The organism is Paenibacillus sp. SYP-B3998 (assembly GCF_010820665.1).
In the GTDB taxonomy this organism is placed as follows: Bacteria; Bacillota; Bacilli; order Paenibacillales; family NBRC-103111; genus Paenibacillus_E.
In genome coordinates, this window is sequence record NZ_JAAIKC010000001.1 from 1,353,714 (window position 1) to 1,372,464 (window position 18,751).

The window sequence follows — 18,751 nt, forward strand, 5'->3', positions numbered from 1 at the left end:
CGTCCATACCTATAACGACTGTCTTGGGGAGGTGATCTTGTGTCTGATTTAGGTAATATTTTGCGTAAAGCGCGCATAGATAGAAAAATATCATTGGACGACCTGCAAGATGTGACGAAGATTCGTAAACGTTACTTGGAGGCCATCGAAGAAGGCAACTACAAAGTACTCCCTGGTAGTTTTTATGTCAGGGCGTTTATTAAGAGCTATGCAGAGGCGGTAGGGCTTGATCCTACGGAAGTACTGAGTATGTATCAGACGACGAATCCCTCACCTGTTTCTGAGCAGCCAGTTGTAGAGACGATTCGCCATAAAAGAACAAGTGTTCGTAATGCGGAAAAAATGAGCAGATGGGCATCAAGTTTGATGTTTGTTTGCTTCATACTGCTTATCTTTGGGATCGTATATTATTATACGTATAAGAATTATAAAGGCACGCCTGCTGAAGGCAAACCGTCTCAAACGCAATCTCCTAGAATTACGGATTCAACGAACCCGTCTACTGGAACTAAGCCTAATTCGAATGTGAATGCTTCGAGTGAGAATAAAACGGTACCGATTGCAACCCCGACCCCAAGCCCTTCACCAACGCCTGCAGCCGTTCAAGTGAAGTTTAACAGCAATGAGAAGGGGGTCGACAATTACACGATAAGCGGTACTTCTAAACTTGATATCCAGATGAAGATATCAGGCTCTCAATGTTGGATTCGTGTGGACGCGCTATCGGATGGCAATGGGAAAGAAATGCTTAGACAGAAATTATATAAAAGCGGTGACACAGATACGCTTGAAATAATGGGATCTGCTTATCTTAATGTTGGCGCAGCAAGTGCGTTAGAGCTCACAGTGAACGGCACAGTCGTTCCTGTTGGCGATACCCCAAATCCGAAAAGAGTACAATTAAACTTGCAAAAAAACTAGCATTTTGGCGCATCTTGCGCTTCCCCGGGTAATAATTCAAGATTGAGACATCCTAGGCCAAGGAGCCGTTGGATGTTTCTTTTTATTAAGCTTCTTGTTATAATGCATTATGTAATTTCAAGGAAAGGATGTTTTGTGGAAGATGAGTTCAGAATGTTCGTTTGATATTGTATCTAAGGTGGATATGCAGGAACTAAACAACGCCATTCAACAGGCGGAGAAGGAGATACTTACCCGCTTTGACTTTAAAGGAAGTAAAAGCAGTATTAAATTAGATAAGGATCAGTTAGTTGTCGTTTCGGATGATGAGTTTAAGCTGCAGAACGTACTTGATATTATGCATGCGAAAATGACGAAGCGCGGCATCTCGATCAAAAATCTCGAATATAGCAAAGTAGAGCCTGCCGCTGCATCAACGGTGAGGCAAAAAATTAGTATGAAACAGGGCGTGGATCAAGAAAACGCTAAAAAAATTAATATCTTAATTCGTGACTCCAAGTTAAAAGTCAAGACACAAATTCAAGGTGATCAAATCCGAGTAACAGGGAAAAGTAAGGACGATCTGCAAGCAGTAATTTCGCTACTTCGTAAATCTGAAGTTACACTTGATCTACAATTCGTGAACTTAAAGTAACCATACATACGTTAATTAGTGAAGCGAGACCCCTAGAAGTAGGGGTTTTTCTATTTTTGACACCCTATAGGGCTTGTATTATACTTGTATGAGTGGTTTAGGACTATTGGAGGTTGTTTCATTCATGACAGAAAAGGTTAAAGTAGTTACCCTGGGATGCGAGAAGAATTTAGTTGATTCCGAAATAATGGCGGGATTGATTCATGGTCGTGGTTTTCAACTTGTTGACAACAAAGAGGATGCTACTGTTATCATTGTGAACACTTGCGGGTTCATTGATGCAGCGAAAGAAGAATCTGTGAATACAATTTTGGATATGGCTGAACTGAAGCAAACAGCAAATCTCAAGGCGCTTATCGTATCGGGCTGCCTTACTCAACGATATAAGAAACAATTAATGGAAGAAATGCCGGAGATTGATGGTATCGTTGGGACAGGAGATTTTGATAAAATTAATCATATTGTGGATGAAGCGCTACGTGGTAAAAGACCGGTTCTGGTCGGTAATCCGGTATTTAATTACGATGCTGATCTACCTAGACAAGTAACAACTCCTCGTTACACAGCTTACGTGAAAATTGCAGAAGGCTGTGATAACGCTTGTACATTCTGTAGTATCCCGATTATGAGAGGGAATTTCCGCAGTAGAAGCATGGAATCTATTGTTTCTGAAGTGGCTGGCCTTGCTAATCAAGGGGTTAAAGAAATTAGTCTTATTGCACAGGACTCCACTAACTACGGGACTGATTTGTATGATGGTTTCATGCTGCCTACACTATTAAACAAAGTCAGTGAAGTACCCGGTATTGAGTGGGTGCGGCTTCACTATGCTTACCCAGGTTTCTTCAGTGATGAATTAATCGCAACAATGGCTGCTAATCCCAAGGTGTGCAAGTACATTGATATGCCTCTTCAACATAGTGAGGATTCAATCCTTAAACGGATGCGTAGACCTGGTCGTCAAAAAGATACGCGAGAGCTAGTACGTAAAATCCGGAAAGCAATTCCAGATGTAGCCCTTCGTACTTCTCTTATTGTCGGTTTTCCTGGTGAAACTGAACAGGATTTCGAGAATTTGAAGGAATTTGTGCGCGAGATGGCATTCGATCGTCTGGGTGTCTTTGCTTACTCCAAAGAAGATGACACGCCAGCCGCTCGTCTTCCGGATCAGGTTCCAGATGAAGTGAAGGAATATCGGGCTAACACGCTTATGGAAATTCAAAGAGAAATTTCGAACTTGCGTGGCGGACGCCGTATCGGTCAAGAAATTGACGTTTTGATTGAAAAATATGATGGCAGAAGTGATGTCTACATCGGTCGTTCTCAATACGATGCTCCAGAGATTGATGGGGAAGTGTTCGTTTCGAATGCACGCCTTAACATTGGAGAACTTGCGAGAGTTCGCATTACCCACTCTTATGAGTTTGACTTATCGGGGGAGGTTATTGCATGAACCTGGCCAATCGAATCACAGTGGCGAGGATTTTATTAGTACCAATTATTATGTTTTTTCTGTTAATAAAGGTTAAATTTCCTCATATTCGCATTGAGGAATTTAGTATTACATACAATCAAATTATTGCTGCTTTAATTTTTATTATTGCAGCAAGCACAGATAGTTTAGATGGTTACATAGCTAGAAAACGCAAGTTGGTTACGAATTTGGGCAAGCTGCTTGATCCCTTGGCAGATAAGCTGCTTGTAACAGCTGTTCTCGTATCCTTAGTGGAAATGGGGAAGGTTGATGCATGGATAGTTATTGTTATCATCAGCAGAGAGTGGGCGGTTACGGGATTACGCCAGATTGCCCTGCTGGAAGGTACCGTTATGGCCGCAAGCAAGTGGGGAAAGGCCAAGACGGCAACTCAGATTACAGCTATCATTGCGCTGCTTATTAATAATTTTCCTTTTACATTTATCGACTTTCCTTTTGATGTTATTATGAGTTGGATTGCGGCAATCATTACCCTATACTCAGGAATTGAGTATTTCGTCAAAAATAAGCATGTCATAGACTTTTCGGAAAAGACGCAATAGGGCAACCTATTGTTTTTTCCATTATAAGTAGTGCTTTCAGCCAGTTTTATAAGAGGAAAGGCTAAAGACTTGCTTTGAAGCAGTCTGTAAAAAAACGTTTAAGGAGGTCCCAATGAAAGCTGAAATTGTTGCTGTTGGAACTGAACTATTGTTAGGTCAAATTGTTAATACGAATGCACAATTCCTGTCACGCGAATGCGCTGCGCTGGGGATCGATATTTACTATCAAACCGTTGTTGGCGATAATGAACAGAGGCTAATGGATAGCTTGAAACTTGCCGCCTCACGCGCTGATGTCGTCATTTGCACAGGAGGACTCGGACCTACACAGGATGATCTCACGAAAGATGTGCTAGCCGCGTATACGGGGCGTCAGCTCGTTCTGCACGAGCCTTCCATGGAAGCTATCACTGATTTATTCCGCACACGCGGCATTCATATGGTGGAAAGCAATAAACGACAAGCTTTAATGTTAGAAAATAGTTATCCTTTACATAACGAAAATGGGCTTGCGATAGGAGTCGCCTATACCTACGAAGGTACACATTTTATTTTACTTCCAGGTCCTCCCAAAGAGATGAAGCCAATGTTTTCAAATTACGCCTCAGCGTGGTTACGCACGATCATGACAGATGAAGTGCCTTTATACTCCAAAATGCTCAAATTTGCAGGTATCGGCGAATCCAATTTGGAGTATCAGTTAATTGATATGATAGAAGCACAGACAGACCCTACAATTGCACCTTACGCCAAAGAAGGTGAAGTGACGATACGTTTAACAACGCGAGCGCACACAGCGCAAGAGGGCGAATTAAACATTCAAGCCACAGAGGAAGAGATCAGACGACGTGTTGGTGATCATTTATATGCAGAGCGGGATATTCCGATCGAAGCTACGATTTTGCAAATGCTTGAGGAGAAACAATATAAGCTGACTGTAGCTGAGAGCTGTACTGGCGGGCTGCTCAGTGATATGATAACCGCGGTACCGGGCAGCTCACAGTCTTTTCTTGGTGGTATTATTTGTTACACGAATAGTTTGAAAAACAAGCTGCTTGGCGTACCGATGGAAGTTTTAGAAGGGGAGAACGCATCAGGCGCTGTAAGTGCGGAGACAGCAATTCTCCTAGCCGAGGGGCTGCTCACAACGACGGGCAGCGATTTGAGCATCTCTGTAACAGGCGTAGCGGGACCCAGTCCTTCGGAAGGTAAACCAGTTGGACTTGTTTATGTTGGACTTGCCAAGAAAGGAGCAGAAACGAAGGTCGTTACGCTGCAGCTTTCTGGAACCCGGGAAACGATTAAGATAAGGGCTGCTAAAAGCGCACTCTATCATTTATGGAGACTGTTGAAAGAAAACTAGATATAGCTTATAATCAATATATCTGTTAGCGGAAGAACCGTAGCAAAGCGATAACTTTGTTGCGGTTTTTTGTTTGTTCGCTAAAAAGTCGAATGTATGTTCGAAAAAATGCTTGGCAAACACCCTGAAACAAGTTATCATATACCTATAATGATAAAAGGAAAAAGGAAGTGAGTGTTTTGACAGATCGTCGTGCGGCACTTGAAATGGCATTGCGCCAAATCGAAAAACAGTTCGGAAAAGGCTCTATCATGAAGCTCGGAGAATCGACACATATGCAAGTTGAAACGATTCCTAGTGGATCGCTTGCTCTTGATATCGCACTTGGTATCGGTGGATTTCCTCGTGGAAGAATTATTGAAGTGTACGGACCAGAGTCTTCCGGTAAAACAACGGTTGCTTTACATGCGATTGCAGAAGTGCAAAAATTTGGTGGGCAAGCTGCATTTATCGATGCTGAACATGCATTGGATCCTTCGTATGCAAGCAAACTCGGCATTAACATTGATGAACTTTTGCTTTCTCAGCCCGACACTGGCGAGCAAGCGCTTGAAATTGCTGAGGCACTTGTGCGTAGCGGCGCGGTTGATATTATCGTTATTGACTCTGTTGCAGCTCTTGTTCCAAAGGCTGAAATTGAAGGCGAAATGGGTGACTCTCACGTTGGTTTACAAGCTCGCTTGATGTCACAAGCTCTTCGTAAGTTATCTGGTGCAATTAACAAATCTAAGGTTATTGCAATTTTTATTAACCAATTGCGTGAAAAAGTTGGCGTTATGTTCGGTAATCCTGAAACAACACCTGGCGGTCGAGCTCTTAAGTTTTACTCTTCCGTTCGTCTAGATGTTCGTCGGATTGAAACGATCAAGCAAGGGAATGACATGGTTGGTAACCGTACGCGAATAAAAGTAGTTAAAAATAAAGTGGCTCCTCCATTTAAGCAAGCAGAAGTAGATATTATGTATGGCGAGGGAATTTCTCGCGAAGGCAGTATTATTGATATCGGCGCAGAAATGGATATCGTGAACAAAAGCGGTGCTTGGTACTCGTATGAAGGTGATCGACTTGGCCAAGGCCGGGAGAATGCGAAACAATTTCTTAAAGAAAATAAAGGCATTGCAGATACGATTGAATTGAGAATTCGTGAAAACAGCAATTTAATCAAAGTGGAAGGTCAGAATACAGACGATCCTGAGGAAGAAGCAGCAGAACTGGCTTTTGAATAATAGATTGAATAGAACGGAAGCACCTTTAACCTTTGTGTTAAGGTGCTTCCGTTTTTTAAAGGAGATGTTCGCATTTGGATCACGAGGTAAAGCAGCTATCGGTCATCACAACGGTGGAGAAGCAAAAAAGGGGTAAGCATCGTTATAATATATTTCTCAATGAAGAGTATGCTTTTTCAGTTCATGAGGATATTATGATCAAGCATCGATTAGTAAAAGGTGAGTCGGTGGATTCTGAGCAGGTTTCCTTAATTGTCAGAGACGAAGAACGAAATAGCGCATATATAAAAGCAATACGTATGATAGGTAGACGCCCTCATTCAACAAATGAGGTGAAGCGTAAATTGAAAGAGCAAGAGTTTGAACAGCCTGTTATAGATTGGACATGCGATACGTTAACACAACAAAACTATATTAATGACGAGGAGTTTGCGAAGATGTGGACTGAGAATCGCATCACTTTGCAACGCAAGGGTCGCAATCTTGTTCGTCAAGAGCTTCAACAAAAAGGAATTCAAAAAGAATTGGTTAATGATGCAATGGAAACTATTAATCCCGAGGATGAATTTGAGGCCGCTATGAAGTTGGCGCAATCGAAGTGGAAGCAGAGTTCTGGGAAAACAATGATAGAAAAAAAAAGAAAAACAGGCGCATTTTTAATGAGAAGAGGCTACACGGGCACAGTTGTTAACAAGGTGCTTGGACAATTGAGCAGTGAGCCAATAGAGGAGGAGTTTGAAGATCCAGAAGAAACATTCGATTATTAATGTCGTTAAGTATAGGGGAGTTTAATTTATTATATTAAGTAAAAATGACATAATTTATGTGTACGAGCTGTCATCTGATGGACAATCGCTTGACAAGCTTCTTCGACAAAAGATAAAATAACAATGTATATTTTCATAATATATTCAAAATCATTTTAAATTGTTTGATTTTGATGAAACAGTCGTGGAAACCGCCAATTTTTACAACTGTTGATTATGGATTATTAGCACTATAGTGCCTCTAAAGCACGGTGCGCATTCATTTAAGAACCATGCTCTTCAAAGTAAGGGTATGTATGACCTAGTCTAACAATTGAAAATCGGATTAAAAAACCGAAGGAATCCCAAGCTAACACCTTGGAGAAACCAACGAGGAGGTGAACAAGATGTGGACTTTCATCTGGATCGCGATCATTCTCGTTGTTGGAGCTGCATGCTTAGGGATTGGTTATTTTATCCGGAAATCTCTTGCAGAAGCGAAGATTTCCAGTGCCGAAATTGCCGCTGAGCAGATTCGAGAATCTGCTAAGAAGGAAGCTGAAGCACTGAAAAAGGAAACGGTTCTGGAAGCAAAGGACGAAGTGCATAAACTGAGGTCCGAAGCTGAAAAAGACATTCGTGAACGTCGAAATGAAACTCAACGACAAGAAAGACGATTGTTGCAAAAAGAGGAATCGCTGGATAAAAAATTAGAATCTCTCGAGCGTAAAGAAGAGCAAGTTGCCAACAAAGAGAAGCGAATCGAGGATACACAATCACAGATTGACCAGCTTTATAGAAGCCAGGTTGCAGAGTTAGAGAGAATTTCTGGTCTGACTACAGATGATGCCAAAAACATCATTCTCACCAATGTCGAGCAAGAAGTTCGCCATGAAACTGCCCAACTGATTAAGGAAATCGAGCAGCAGGCCAAAGAAGAGGGCGACAAAAAAGCCCGTGAGATTATCACACTTGCTATTCAAAGATGTGCTGCCGATCACGTAGCTGAAACAACGGTTTCAGTTGTTACCTTACCAAATGAAGAAATGAAAGGCCGCATCATTGGTCGTGAAGGACGGAATATTCGCGCACTGGAAACATTGACGGGTATCGACCTCATTATTGATGATACGCCAGAAGCGGTTATTTTATCGGGATTTGATCCAATCCGACGCGAAATTGCTCGTACATCTTTGGAAAAGCTCGTTGCAGATGGTCGTATCCATCCTGCGAGAATTGAAGAAATGGTGGAAAAATCCCGTAAAGAAGTGGATGAGCGTATTCGCGAATACGGGGAGCAAGCGACGTTCGAGGTTGGCGTTCACGGTTTGCATCCAGACTTGATTAAAATTTTGGGTCGCCTCAAATTCAGAACAAGTTACGGTCAAAACGTGCTGAAGCATTCCATGGAAGTAGCTTATCTAGCAGGACTAATGGCTGGGGAGCTCGGGGTAGACGTAACTTTGGCGAAACGTGCCGGGCTGCTTCATGACATTGGTAAGGCGCTTGACCACGAGGTCGAAGGATCTCATGTAGAGATCGGCGTGGAGATTGGTAAGAAATACAAAGAACATCCAGTTGTTATCAACAGTATTGCCTCACATCATGGTGATGTGGAAGCAACCTCTGTGATAGCGATGTTAGTAGGCGCTGCAGACGCACTATCAGCAGCAAGACCCGGAGCACGCAGAGAGACATTGGAAACATACATCAAGCGTCTTGAAAAGCTTGAAGAAATTTCCGAATCGTTCGAAGGCGTTGAGAAATCGTACGCGATTCAAGCAGGCCGTGAGGTTCGTGTAATGGTTCAACCAGAGAAAGTGGATGATACCGAAGCATTCCGCTTAGCCCGTGATATTACGAAGAAAATCGAAGGTGAACTCGATTATCCAGGACATATCAAGGTTACGGTTATTCGCGAAACAAGAGCAGTCGAGTACGCTAAATAAGGATATTCAATGTGAAAAGTGGCTGATTCAGCCACTTTTCCTCATTTTTAGATCCATAGAGGAGAATAGAGAGAGCGCATGAAAATTGTATTTATAGGGGATATCGTAGGTTCAGTGGGCAGAAAAGCATTAAAAAATATGATGCCAAGACTAAAGCAAATTCATCCTAACGCTGTATTTATAGCCAATGGTGAGAATGCTGCCGCGGGAAAAGGAATTACTTCTGCCATCGCTAAGGAAATATATGAGATGGGTATTCAAGCGCTAACAATGGGCAACCATACTTGGGATCAAAAAGAAATTTTTGATTTTATCGACCGTGACGAAAAAATGGTGAGGCCAGCTAATTTTCCACCTGGTACACCTGGGAGAGGGCACACCGTCATTAAAGTGAAAAATCAAGAACTCCTTATCATTAATTTGCAAGGTCGGACCTTCTTGCCACCGATCGATTGTCCATTCCGAAAAGTAGATGAAATTCTCGATGATAAAAAGAAACATAAGTTTGTTTTCTTAGATTTTCATGCGGAGGCAACTTCTGAGAAAATAGCTATGGGCTGGCATTTGGATGGAAAAGTTTCTGCTGTCGTTGGTACTCACACTCACGTGCAGACCAATGACAATCGTGTACTCCCTCAAGGAACAGCGTATGTGACTGATGTAGGAATGGTTGGACCGCGAGATGGTATTCTTGGAGTGGAACGTAACGCAGTACTCCAAAAATTTAAAACTCAACTGCCGGTTCGTTTTGTAACGGATGAAGGCAAGTGGCACTTCCACGCCGTTGCAATTGAATTGAACGATGAAACAGGTTTAGCAAAATCGATTCAACTCATTCGTTATGATGAAGATCAAGTTTTCATGGATTAATATAAAATTCTGAATATTAAAAAAACTCAACCTGTTGTTGGAGGAATATTTAGAAAACCTCTCGAATATGATGGTTACTGGAATCTATCCATCATTCCCGAGGAGGAACTTTTCATGGACGTATTAAAAGTTTCAGCAAAATCTAATCCAAACTCCGTAGCAGGTGCACTGGCAGGCGTGTTACGCGAGCGTGGAGCAGCCGAGCTTCAAGCTATAGGTGCTGGTGCTCTTAATCAGGCTATCAAAGCAGTAGCTATCGCAAGAGGATTTGTAGCGCCTAGCGGGGTCGACCTAATTTGCGTACCAGCATTCACTGATATCGTGATAGATGGGGAAGATCGGACAGCCATCAAATTAATTGTAGAGCCACGTTAACTTAAGCTGCACACATAAACATGCTCCAACACCTGTTTACCTTGTAGACAGGTTTTTTATTTTACCTAGAGACCTCTTACAAGGGGTTTTTATGTTATTTAGGGACATGTAAGGATGTTTGTTTTGGTTATGAAAAGCTCTTAAGAGCTCTAGGAGGGTGTTCTGTGAAGATTATGGACGGACATTGCGATGCTTTAACAAAGCTTTATTTGAATCCTGAGCTAAACTTTCATAAAGAGGAGGTTTGCTTAGAGGTCAATTACCCTCGTCTTCAGCGTGCTGGGGTAAAGGTTCAGTGTTTTGCCATTTACATATCAGAGAAGATACAGGCGCCATCATTTGAACACGTACTCCAAATGATCGACGTTTTCCATAGGAAAATTCTTAGTCATAAGGGAATGGCTTTTATTCAAACAGTTAGCGATTGGTTGACGGTAGAGAAAAGCGATAAAATTGGAGCGGTTCTTACGCTCGAAGGCTTAGATGCTCTGGCGGGGAATATGACTCATTTGCGCATACTTTACCATCTAGGAGTTAGAAGTATAGGTCTTACGTGGAACTATGCCAATTGGGCAGCAGACGGTGTTCAAGAGCCGCGTAAAGGCGGTTTCACATTAAAGGGCAAGCACATGTTAAGAGAATTAGAAGCAATGGGTATAATAGTGGATGTATCTCATTTATCTGAGAAGGCTTTTTGGGAATTAGTTGAGTTGTATCGGAGGCCATTCATCGCTTCGCATTCAAATGCTGGGACATTATGTCCCCATCCAAGAAATTTATCAGACGAGCAAATTAAAACTATCATTGAATGTCATGGGCAAATTGGGATTACATTCGTCCCATACTTCGTTAAATCTGGCAATTCGCCTGTCCAGATTAGTCAATTGCTAACGCATATCGATCATGTTTGCTCGTTAGGTGGAGAAAAGCATGTCGGCTTCGGCTCAGATTTCGATGGGATTGAACAATGGATTGTTGGCCTCGAACATGCTGGACAATATGAAAATATTATAGAAGCGTTATGTAAAAACTATAAGGAAGAGCAGGTGGAACGATTCTTGTACGGGAATTGGCGGAAATTCATGCTTTCTCATCTGCCAAAGTAGAAAAAATGAATCAATCTAATATTGATATGGATTTCATCTAAAAACTCTATGTTTTAGATTCGTTCAAACCCCTTGCAATTTGCTTCATAAAGGCATAAAATTTGTGTGACAAGTGAAAGATTTTTTTTATAGCTCTTTTCCAATTAATTAAATGTAAGGGTCTATGTTTTCTTCATGCAGCTACAATCAAAAGGAGTGGACGTACGGTGATTAGTCAGTTATCTTGGAAAATCGGAGGTCAGCAGGGTGAAGGGGTCGAAAGTACAGACCGCATCTTCTCTACTGCATTAAACCGCCTCGGTTACTATTTGTATGGGTATCGTCATTTCTCTTCACGGATTAAGGGGGGGCATACAAATAACAAGATTCGTATCAGCACCAAACCGATTCGCGCAATTTCAGACGATTTGGACATCCTGGTAGCATTCGATCAAGAGAGTATTGATTTCAATGCGCACGAACTTCGTGACAATGGAGTTATCGTGGCGGATGCAAAGTTCAATCCAGTTTTACCAGAAGGCATTAAAGCCCGTTTGTTCCCTGTTCCAATTACTGCGATTGCAGAAGAATTAGGAACTTCCTTATTTAAGAATATGGCCGCATCAGGCGCTTCATGGGCACTGCTCGGTTTGCCGATTGATGTGTTTAATAAAGCGGTTGAAGAAGAATTCGGTCGTAAAGGCGCAGCTGTCGTTGAGAAAAATATCGAAGCTGTACGCAAAGGCGCTGAATCCGTTCTTGAATTAGCTGGTGGACCTATCTCTGACTTCCAATTGGAGCCAGCTGACGGTAAACAAAAGCTGTTCATGATCGGAAACGATGCTATCGCACTTGGTGCCGTAGCTGCTGGTTGCCGTTTTATGCCGGCATATCCAATTACACCTGCATCTGAAGTTATGGAATACCTGATCAAAGCATTGCCTAAATTTGGCGGCACCGTTATCCAAACGGAAGATGAGATCGCAGCATGTACAATGGCAATCGGCGCTAACTACGCTGGCGCTCGCTCATTGACTGCTTCTGCAGGTCCTGGTCTTTCCCTGATGATGGAAGCAATTGGTTTGGCTGGAATGACAGAAACACCGGTCGTAATTGTGGACACGCAGCGTGGCGGTCCAAGTACAGGTCTTCCAACGAAACAAGAGCAATCAGACTTAAATGCAATGGTATACGGTACGCACGGTGAAATTCCAAAAATCGTATTGTCCCCGAGCACCATCGAAGAGTGTTTCTATGACACGATTGAAGCTTTTAACCTTGCTGAGAAATATCAAGTGCCAGTTATCCTGATGACGGATCTTCAACTTTCCTTAGGTAAACAATCCGCTGAAATGTTGGATTACAACCGTATTGTGATTGATCGTGGAACACTCGTTACGGAAGCTCCTGAGCAACCGGATAATCAACTGTTCAAACGTTACGAATTCGCGGAAAACGGTGTTTCACCTCGTGTTATTCCAGGTGTGAAAAACGGTATCCACCATGTAACAGGCGTTGAACATGATCAAACGGGTCGTCCTTCTGAGAGCACAGAAAACCGTCAAAGAATGATGGATAAACGTCTTGAGAAGTTGAAGCACATTCAAGTTACAGATGCTATCAAAGTTGATGCTCCTAACGAAAATCCAGACCTTTTGATTATTGGTATGGGATCCACGGGTGGAACAATCGACGAAGCGAGAGCTCGTGTAGCCCAAGTAGGTATTTCAACAAACCACGTTACAGTTCGTTTGATTCACCCTTTCCCAGCAGAACAGTTGAGACCGCTTGTTGAAAAAGCGAAAACGGTTATTGTTGTTGAAAATAATGCAACGGGTCAATTAGCAGACCAAATCAAGCTTCATGTTGGTCATGCAGACAAAATTAAGAACGTTTTGAAATATAACGGTAATCCATTCTTACCAGCAGAAATCGAAGAAAAATGTAAGGAGTTGACTTTAGCATGGCAACGTTAAAAGACTTTCGTAACAATGTAAAGCCAAACTGGTGTCCAGGGTGCGGAGATTTCTCCGTACAAGCGGCTATTCAAAGAGCGGCAGCTAATGTTGGCTTAGAGCCTGAAGGCTTAGCTATCGTATCCGGTATCGGTTGTTCCGGCCGTATTTCGGGTTACATCAACGCTTACGGATTCCACGGTATTCACGGTAGATCTTTGCCAATCGCACAAGGTGTGAAAATGGCTAACCGTGATCTGACTGTTATCGCATCTGGTGGGGATGGCGACGGCTTTGCAATCGGTATGGGTCACACTGTACATGCAATTCGTCGTAACATCGATGTAACGTATATCGTTATGGATAACCAAATCTATGGCTTAACAAAAGGTCAAGCTTCCCCGCGTAGTGCGGAAGGCTTCAAAACGAAAAGTACGCCACTAGGCTCCATCGAGTCAGCTATTTCACCTCTTGAAATTGCAATGGCTGCTGGCGCGACTTTCGTAGCGCAATCGTTCTCAAGTAACTTGAAACAGTTAACAGCTGTTATTGAAGCTGGTTTGAATCACAAAGGTTTCTCTTTGATCAACGTATTCAGCCCTTGCGTTACTTTTAACAAAGTAAATACGTATGACTGGTTTAAAGAAAACATCGTGGATCTGGATGAAATTCCTGATTATGATTCAACAAACCGTGTAATGGCGATGACGAAAATCATGGAAACAAACTCCATGCTTACAGGTATCATCTACCAAAACAAAACGAAAAAGAGCTATGAAGATTCCGTGGCTAACTTCGCAACAGAAGGTCTTTCGAAACAAAATCTTCAAATCTCAGAAGCTGACTTCAATAAATTGCTTACAGAGTTCAAATAAGCGTCACATTCGAGGGCATATGGAGATTCTCCGTATGCCCTTTTTTTGCTGATACCCAGTAATTCGCCTATAATGAAAGAGGTAGGATCAATTTTGGAAGGATGGATACATACAATGAAAACAGTCCCAGTCGGCATTTCGGCTAGACATATTCACTTATCGACACAGCATATTGAAATCTTATTCGGCCAAGGATATGAGCTTACGAGCTTAAAAGATCTTTCGCAACCCGGTCAGTACGCCGCAAACGAAACGGTATCCATTGTTGGCACCAAAGGTAAATTTGATAAGGTACGCATTCTTGGCCCAGCACGTGGACATTCACAGCTAGAAGTGTCTCGAACCGACGCATTTTCACTAGGTGTCAATCCTCCCGTGCGTGAATCCGGTCATATAGAAGGTACGCCAGGAATCAGAGTCATTGGACCACAAGGTGAAGTTGAACTTGAACAAGGTGTGATTGTTGCCGCTAGACATATTCACTTTCATACTTCTGACGCTGAGAAATGGGGTATTCAAGACAAACAAGCCCTCCGCGTTAAAGTGAATGGAGAGCGTCCGCTTATTTTCGAAGATGTTATCGCGCGCGTATCTGAACAATATGCGCTTGATATGCATATCGATACGGATGAAGGTAATGCTGCTGGGGTGAAAACAGGCGATCTCGCTGAAATACTGGATTAGAAGGATTTGTGAAAATGTGATTTGATAATGGAGTGCGATTGGCAAATGATTGCATAGCATTTAAGGTGTAAAGAACTTTAGCTCTCGGGCCAAAGTTCTTTTTATTATCGACGTTAATTAAGTTGTTTACATATCTTCGTTGGAAAAGTGAATAACATTTGTGATATAATTTGTAATTAGGTTGTTGTGCATAAAAGATGGTTGATGGGCATACGGACATGAGTTAAGGATGTGAACCACGATGAAGAAGGAGAGCTCCGTAGAGTTAGTATCTACCAAGAGTGAAAAAGACTACTCCAAATATTTTGATTTCTCGGATGCAAAGGTTCTACGCGAAGAGGATGGAAAAACAACTTACCGCATTAAAGGGCGTACGATTCAAATTAATTCGGCACCTTCTTATAAAGACGAGAAGAAACGCGGAAAAGAAGACATTCAAGTTCATTATGATTTTACGATTCCAGAGGATATGCGAACCTTTGGACAGGATAAATATTATTTAATCACGACCTATGGATGTCAGATGAACGAGCATGACACGGAAGTGATGAAGGGTCTATTCGAGCAGATGGGTTATGTGTCGACTGAAGATAAAAATCAGGCTGATGTCATCTTATTGAATACATGTGCGATTAGAGAGAACGCTGAAGATAAAGTTTTCGGTGAGCTAGGGCACTTAAAGTCACTTAAAGCAGAGAAACCGGGTTTAATTTTAGGTGTATGCGGCTGTATGTCCCAAGAAGCATCTGTCGTTAACCGAATTATGCAAAAGCATGCCTTTGTGGATATGATCTTCGGCACGCACAATATTCATCGATTGCCAACATTATTGAAGGATGCCTATTTCAACAAGGAAATGGTTGTTGAAGTGTGGTCTAAAGAAGGCGATATCGTTGAGAACTTGCCTAAAAAGCGTGAAGGCATTCGCGCATGGGTGAACATTATGTACGGTTGCGATAAGTTTTGCACGTATTGCATTGTACCGTACACGCGAGGTAAGGAACGTAGTCGTCGACCAGAAGACGTTCTCGTTGAGGTAAGAGACTTAGCTCGTCAGGGCTTTCAAGAAATTACGCTGCTTGGGCAGAACGTGAATGCATATGGTAAAGATTTTGACGATAGGAAATATTCGTTCGCTGATTTGATGGATGATATTCGCAAAATTGATGTGCCGCGTATACGTTTTACGACCTCGCATCCTCGTGATTTCGATGATCGTTTAATTGAAGTGTTAGGCAAGCGTGGAAATCTTGTGGAACATATTCATTTACCTGTTCAAGCAGGGAGTACCGAAGTGTTGAAACGAATGAGCCGCAAATATTCTAGAGAACATTATTTGGAACTCGTTGGTAAGATTAAAAAAACATTGCCTGATGTTGTGCTGACAACAGATATTATCGTCGGATTCCCGGGCGAGACAGACGAGCAGTTCGATGAAACCATGTCTTTGTATGAGGAAGTCGGATTTGATTTTGCCTTTACGTTTATTTATTCGCCACGCGAAGGTACCCCTGCGGCCGAAATGGAAGACAACGTGCCGATGGAAGTGAAAAAGCAGCGTTTGTATCGTTTGAACGAGCTTGTAAATGCTTGCAGTAAAGCAAGTAACGAGAAGCTATTTGGGGAAACCGTGGATGTTCTAGTTGAAGGCGAAAGCAAGAACAATGCGGATGTGCTTGCCGGACGTACACGCACCAATAAGCTTATCCATTTTACTGGATCCAAGGATCTAATCGGCAAAATGGTTAATGTAAAAGTGACGCAAGCTCAAACATGGATTTTGAAGGGTGAAATTATACCGACACCTGTGAAAATATCCATCTAATTATAAAGGAAATAGACGGGAGTGTGCACGAAAGTGTCCGATCATCATAATCATCCTCACAAGTTCGAAATGGAAGAGTTTACAAATACAGAATTGATTGTTCGTGAAGATATTTTATCGAAGGCTAAAGAGTTGGCTGAACTGCTAACAACTTCAAATGAGGTACAGTTTTATCAGAAGGCTGAAAAACAAATAAGCCTGAATCCAGACATTCAAGTGCTGATTAGCGCCATCAAGAAAAAGCAAAAAGAAATTGTGGCTTTTGAAAAATTTAATAACCCAAAAATGATTGAGAAAATTGAGAATGAGATTGATACGCTGCAAGATGAGCTTGATGGAATTCCGATTGTAAGCGAGTTTAAACAAACACAAGAGGATATCAATTATTTGCTGCAGTTGGTCATGTCAGTAATCCGTGACACGATTTCAGACAAAATTAATGTAGAAGCTGGCAAAGCTGAAAGTCCGAGCTCTTGCGACTAAAATGCAATGCTATTGAAGTGTAAAAATCGCCCTCTTATCAGGTGACTTACCTGTAGAGTGGCGATTTTTTCCAAAATCTTCTGCTACACAGTAAGATATCTTGATTGGATTCGCAAGAATCACATTTATGATGCTGTTTTGCTCAAGCAAAACGTTAAGGAGACGTTGTCATGATTACGGTTCGAAATCTAAGCAAAGTATTTCCCCCTGACAACAAAGTGTTATCCCAAGTCAGCTTTCAAGTTGATCAAGGTGAATTTATTGCCGTTATCGGTGGCAGCGGTAGCGGGAAGACGACGCTGTTGCGCTGTATCAGTCATCAAGAGAAATGGACAACGGGACAGTTAATCTATCAATCGAACGATCTCTCAACACCAGGTCTTATGGAACGTTGGAAACTTGGAAAAGACTTTGCGTTTCTGGAAGAAAAACCAGCTCTAAACCGAAATAAAAGCGCTATCAAGAATGTGATGATGGGACGCTTCTACCAGACGCCATTGCGTCTTTTAACAGGAACTACTTCACGAGATGAACATGTGCTTGGGATGGATTACTTGGAGAAGGTAGGATTGCTTGATAAAGGCGAGAAGAAGGTCGGTCAGTTAAGCGGTGGGGAACAACAGCGGGTAGCAATAGCGAAGGCTTTGATTCACAACCCAAAGGTGCTCGTAGCAGATGAGCCAGTCTCTGGACTCGACCCGAAGGCGACCGAGTATATCATTCAAGATCTTAAGACGTTGTGTCAGGAACGACGCATGAGCGTCATAGCTACACTGCATCAGGTTGAGCTAGCAGAGCGTTATGCAACGCGCATATGGGGGCTTTCTGAGGGCAAAATCGTACTCGATATACCTGCTAGATCATTGACTATGCGAGAGAAAATGCTTATTTTTGGTGAAATATGATAAAGGTCTTATTCGTATGTTTGGGAAATATTTGCCGTTCACCGATGGCAGAAGCTGTGTTTCGACATAAAGTGCATGAAGCTGATCTTGAAGCCAACATCTTCACAGATTCTGCTGGAACAGGTGATTGGCACATTGGTCACAGGCCGCATCAAGGGACTAGAAACATTCTTGATGTATATGGGATCGATCATGTAGGAATAACAGCTAGACAAATCATGGCGAATGATTTTATGGAGTTTACCTATATCATAGCTATGGATGACAGCAACATTAATAATATGCAGGAACTTGTTCCAGCTTTAGATGAGCATCGTGCAGTTATACATAAGTTGCTAGCATTTGCTCCAAACTATGCACATCGTGATGTTCCCGATCCCTATTACACAGGTAATTTTCAAGAAGTATACGAAATGATAGAAGAAAGTTGCGAACATTTACTCACGCATATAAGGGAGACGGAAGGGTTGTAATTCCTTCTAACCTATCAAACCAAAAGCCAACTGTGAAAAGAATACCTTTCACAGCTGGCTTTTGGTTTTGAAAACAGTTAAAACTTAGTTGAACTCGTTTGTTTACTACATTCAGAAAGAACTTGCTGAATCCGACTAATGACATCCGTAGTTTACTCTTTCCGATTTCCGTGCCCGAATCGTGATTTGTACTATTCAAAAATTTCATATTTGTAAGGTGAGGGAGACCGCCATTAGATATAGCTCCGATCACATTTTTTGATGAGTTCCATTAAGCATTGGTGTAAGAAATGACAAATTATTCATTTCTTCAACATGATCTCACTCGCATCGACTTCATAAAGT

At 42.1% G+C, this 18,751-nt stretch carries 18 protein-coding genes; all 18 read left to right on the forward strand.

Going from position 1 to position 18,751, the window contains the following annotated elements; genetic code table 11:
• Positions 1–39 precede the first annotated feature (39 nt).
• Complete coding sequence (locus GK047_RS06215; protein ID WP_163942669.1) at positions 40–921, forward strand: RodZ domain-containing protein; 882 nt, start codon at positions 40–42, stop codon at positions 919–921.
• A 142-nt stretch (positions 922–1,063) separates the two neighbouring features.
• Positions 1,064–1,555: a YajQ family cyclic di-GMP-binding protein gene (locus GK047_RS06220; protein WP_163942672.1), complete on the forward strand. Its 492-nt coding sequence runs from the start codon at positions 1,064–1,066 to the stop codon at positions 1,553–1,555.
• Between the two features lie 124 nt (positions 1,556–1,679).
• On the forward strand, positions 1,680–3,008 hold the full coding sequence (gene rimO, locus GK047_RS06225) for a 30S ribosomal protein S12 methylthiotransferase RimO (protein ID WP_163942674.1): 1,329 nt from the start codon (positions 1,680–1,682) through the stop codon (positions 3,006–3,008).
• On the forward strand, positions 3,005–3,592 hold the full coding sequence (gene pgsA, locus GK047_RS06230; protein ID WP_163942677.1) for a CDP-diacylglycerol--glycerol-3-phosphate 3-phosphatidyltransferase: 588 nt from the start codon (positions 3,005–3,007) through the stop codon (positions 3,590–3,592). The genes rimO and pgsA overlap by 4 nt, the downstream gene beginning before the upstream one ends.
• A gap of 112 nt (positions 3,593–3,704) precedes the next feature.
• Positions 3,705–4,955, forward strand: a complete 1,251-nt coding sequence (locus GK047_RS06235; RefSeq protein WP_163942682.1) for a competence/damage-inducible protein A — start codon at positions 3,705–3,707, stop codon at positions 4,953–4,955.
• 179 nt (positions 4,956–5,134) lie between these two features.
• Positions 5,135–6,181, forward strand: coding sequence for a recombinase RecA (recA, locus tag GK047_RS06240; protein WP_163942686.1), 1,047 nt, complete (start codon positions 5,135–5,137; stop codon positions 6,179–6,181).
• Between the two features lie 74 nt (positions 6,182–6,255).
• Entirely contained in the window at positions 6,256–6,948 is a 693-nt protein-coding gene (locus GK047_RS06245; RefSeq protein WP_163942689.1) for a regulatory protein RecX, read from the forward strand.
• A 386-nt stretch (positions 6,949–7,334) separates the two neighbouring features.
• Complete coding sequence (rny, locus tag GK047_RS06250; RefSeq protein WP_163942692.1) at positions 7,335–8,876, forward strand: ribonuclease Y; 1,542 nt, start codon at positions 7,335–7,337, stop codon at positions 8,874–8,876.
• Positions 8,877–8,954: 78 nt separating this feature from the next.
• On the forward strand, positions 8,955–9,746 hold the full coding sequence (locus GK047_RS06255) for a TIGR00282 family metallophosphoesterase (protein ID WP_163942695.1): 792 nt from the start codon (positions 8,955–8,957) through the stop codon (positions 9,744–9,746).
• A gap of 114 nt (positions 9,747–9,860) precedes the next feature.
• Positions 9,861–10,121, forward strand: coding sequence for a stage V sporulation protein S (locus GK047_RS06260; RefSeq protein ID WP_028558349.1), 261 nt, complete (start codon positions 9,861–9,863; stop codon positions 10,119–10,121).
• Positions 10,122–10,294: 173 nt separating this feature from the next.
• Positions 10,295–11,227 carry a dipeptidase gene (locus GK047_RS06265; protein ID WP_163943718.1) on the forward strand — a complete coding sequence of 311 codons (933 nt, stop codon included), beginning with the start codon at positions 10,295–10,297 and terminating at the stop codon, positions 11,225–11,227.
• A 206-nt stretch (positions 11,228–11,433) separates the two neighbouring features.
• Positions 11,434–13,182 (forward strand): 2-oxoacid:acceptor oxidoreductase subunit alpha, encoded by a 1,749-nt coding sequence (locus tag GK047_RS06270; RefSeq protein ID WP_163942698.1) that lies wholly within the window; start codon positions 11,434–11,436, stop codon positions 13,180–13,182.
• A complete protein-coding gene (locus tag GK047_RS06275) occupies positions 13,170–14,036 on the forward strand; it encodes a 2-oxoacid:ferredoxin oxidoreductase subunit beta (RefSeq protein ID WP_163942701.1) in 867 nt (288 codons plus the stop codon). The genes GK047_RS06270 and GK047_RS06275 overlap by 13 nt, the downstream gene beginning before the upstream one ends.
• 114 nt (positions 14,037–14,150) lie before the next feature.
• The gene (pduL, locus tag GK047_RS06280) at positions 14,151–14,720 is read left to right on the forward strand and encodes a phosphate propanoyltransferase (protein WP_163942703.1); all 570 of its coding nucleotides are present in this window, start codon (positions 14,151–14,153) and stop codon (positions 14,718–14,720) included.
• Between the two features lie 241 nt (positions 14,721–14,961).
• On the forward strand, positions 14,962–16,545 hold the full coding sequence (gene miaB / locus GK047_RS06285; RefSeq protein WP_163942707.1) for a tRNA (N6-isopentenyl adenosine(37)-C2)-methylthiotransferase MiaB: 1,584 nt from the start codon (positions 14,962–14,964) through the stop codon (positions 16,543–16,545).
• Between the two features lie 69 nt (positions 16,546–16,614).
• Positions 16,615–17,028 carry a YlbF/YmcA family competence regulator gene (locus GK047_RS06290; protein WP_163943721.1) on the forward strand — a complete coding sequence of 138 codons (414 nt, stop codon included), beginning with the start codon at positions 16,615–16,617 and terminating at the stop codon, positions 17,026–17,028.
• 170 nt (positions 17,029–17,198) lie between these two features.
• Positions 17,199–17,933 (forward strand): phosphonate ABC transporter ATP-binding protein, encoded by a 735-nt coding sequence (locus tag GK047_RS06295; protein ID WP_163942710.1) that lies wholly within the window; start codon positions 17,199–17,201, stop codon positions 17,931–17,933.
• A complete protein-coding gene (locus GK047_RS06300) occupies positions 17,930–18,406 on the forward strand; it encodes a low molecular weight protein-tyrosine-phosphatase (RefSeq protein WP_163942712.1) in 477 nt (158 codons plus the stop codon). Before GK047_RS06295 ends, GK047_RS06300 begins: the two co-directional genes overlap by 4 nt.
• Positions 18,407–18,751: the final 345 nt, after the last annotated feature.

Bases quoted from the DNA above. Each gene is read 5' to 3' on its own strand.
- GK047_RS06220 (WP_163942672.1), top strand. From the start codon at position 1,064: ATGAGTTCAGAATGTTCGTTTGATATTGTATCTAAGGTGGATATGCAG.
- rimO (WP_163942674.1), top strand. From the start codon at position 1,680: ATGACAGAAAAGGTTAAAGTAGTTACCCTGGGATGCGAGAAGAATTTA.
- pgsA (WP_163942677.1), top strand. From the start codon at position 3,005: ATGAACCTGGCCAATCGAATCACAGTGGCGAGGATTTTATTAGTACCA.
- GK047_RS06235 (WP_163942682.1), top strand. From the start codon at position 3,705: ATGAAAGCTGAAATTGTTGCTGTTGGAACTGAACTATTGTTAGGTCAA.
- rny (WP_163942692.1), top strand. From the start codon at position 7,335: ATGTGGACTTTCATCTGGATCGCGATCATTCTCGTTGTTGGAGCTGCA.
- GK047_RS06255 (WP_163942695.1), top strand. From the start codon at position 8,955: ATGAAAATTGTATTTATAGGGGATATCGTAGGTTCAGTGGGCAGAAAA.
- GK047_RS06260 (WP_028558349.1), top strand. From the start codon at position 9,861: ATGGACGTATTAAAAGTTTCAGCAAAATCTAATCCAAACTCCGTAGCA.
- GK047_RS06265 (WP_163943718.1), top strand. From the start codon at position 10,295: ATGGACGGACATTGCGATGCTTTAACAAAGCTTTATTTGAATCCTGAG.
- GK047_RS06275 (WP_163942701.1), top strand. From the start codon at position 13,170: ATGGCAACGTTAAAAGACTTTCGTAACAATGTAAAGCCAAACTGGTGT.
- pduL (WP_163942703.1), top strand. From the start codon at position 14,151: ATGAAAACAGTCCCAGTCGGCATTTCGGCTAGACATATTCACTTATCG.
- miaB (WP_163942707.1), top strand. From the start codon at position 14,962: ATGAAGAAGGAGAGCTCCGTAGAGTTAGTATCTACCAAGAGTGAAAAA.
- GK047_RS06290 (WP_163943721.1), top strand. From the start codon at position 16,615: ATGGAAGAGTTTACAAATACAGAATTGATTGTTCGTGAAGATATTTTA.
- GK047_RS06295 (WP_163942710.1), top strand. From the start codon at position 17,199: ATGATTACGGTTCGAAATCTAAGCAAAGTATTTCCCCCTGACAACAAA.
- GK047_RS06300 (WP_163942712.1), top strand. From the start codon at position 17,930: ATGATAAAGGTCTTATTCGTATGTTTGGGAAATATTTGCCGTTCACCG.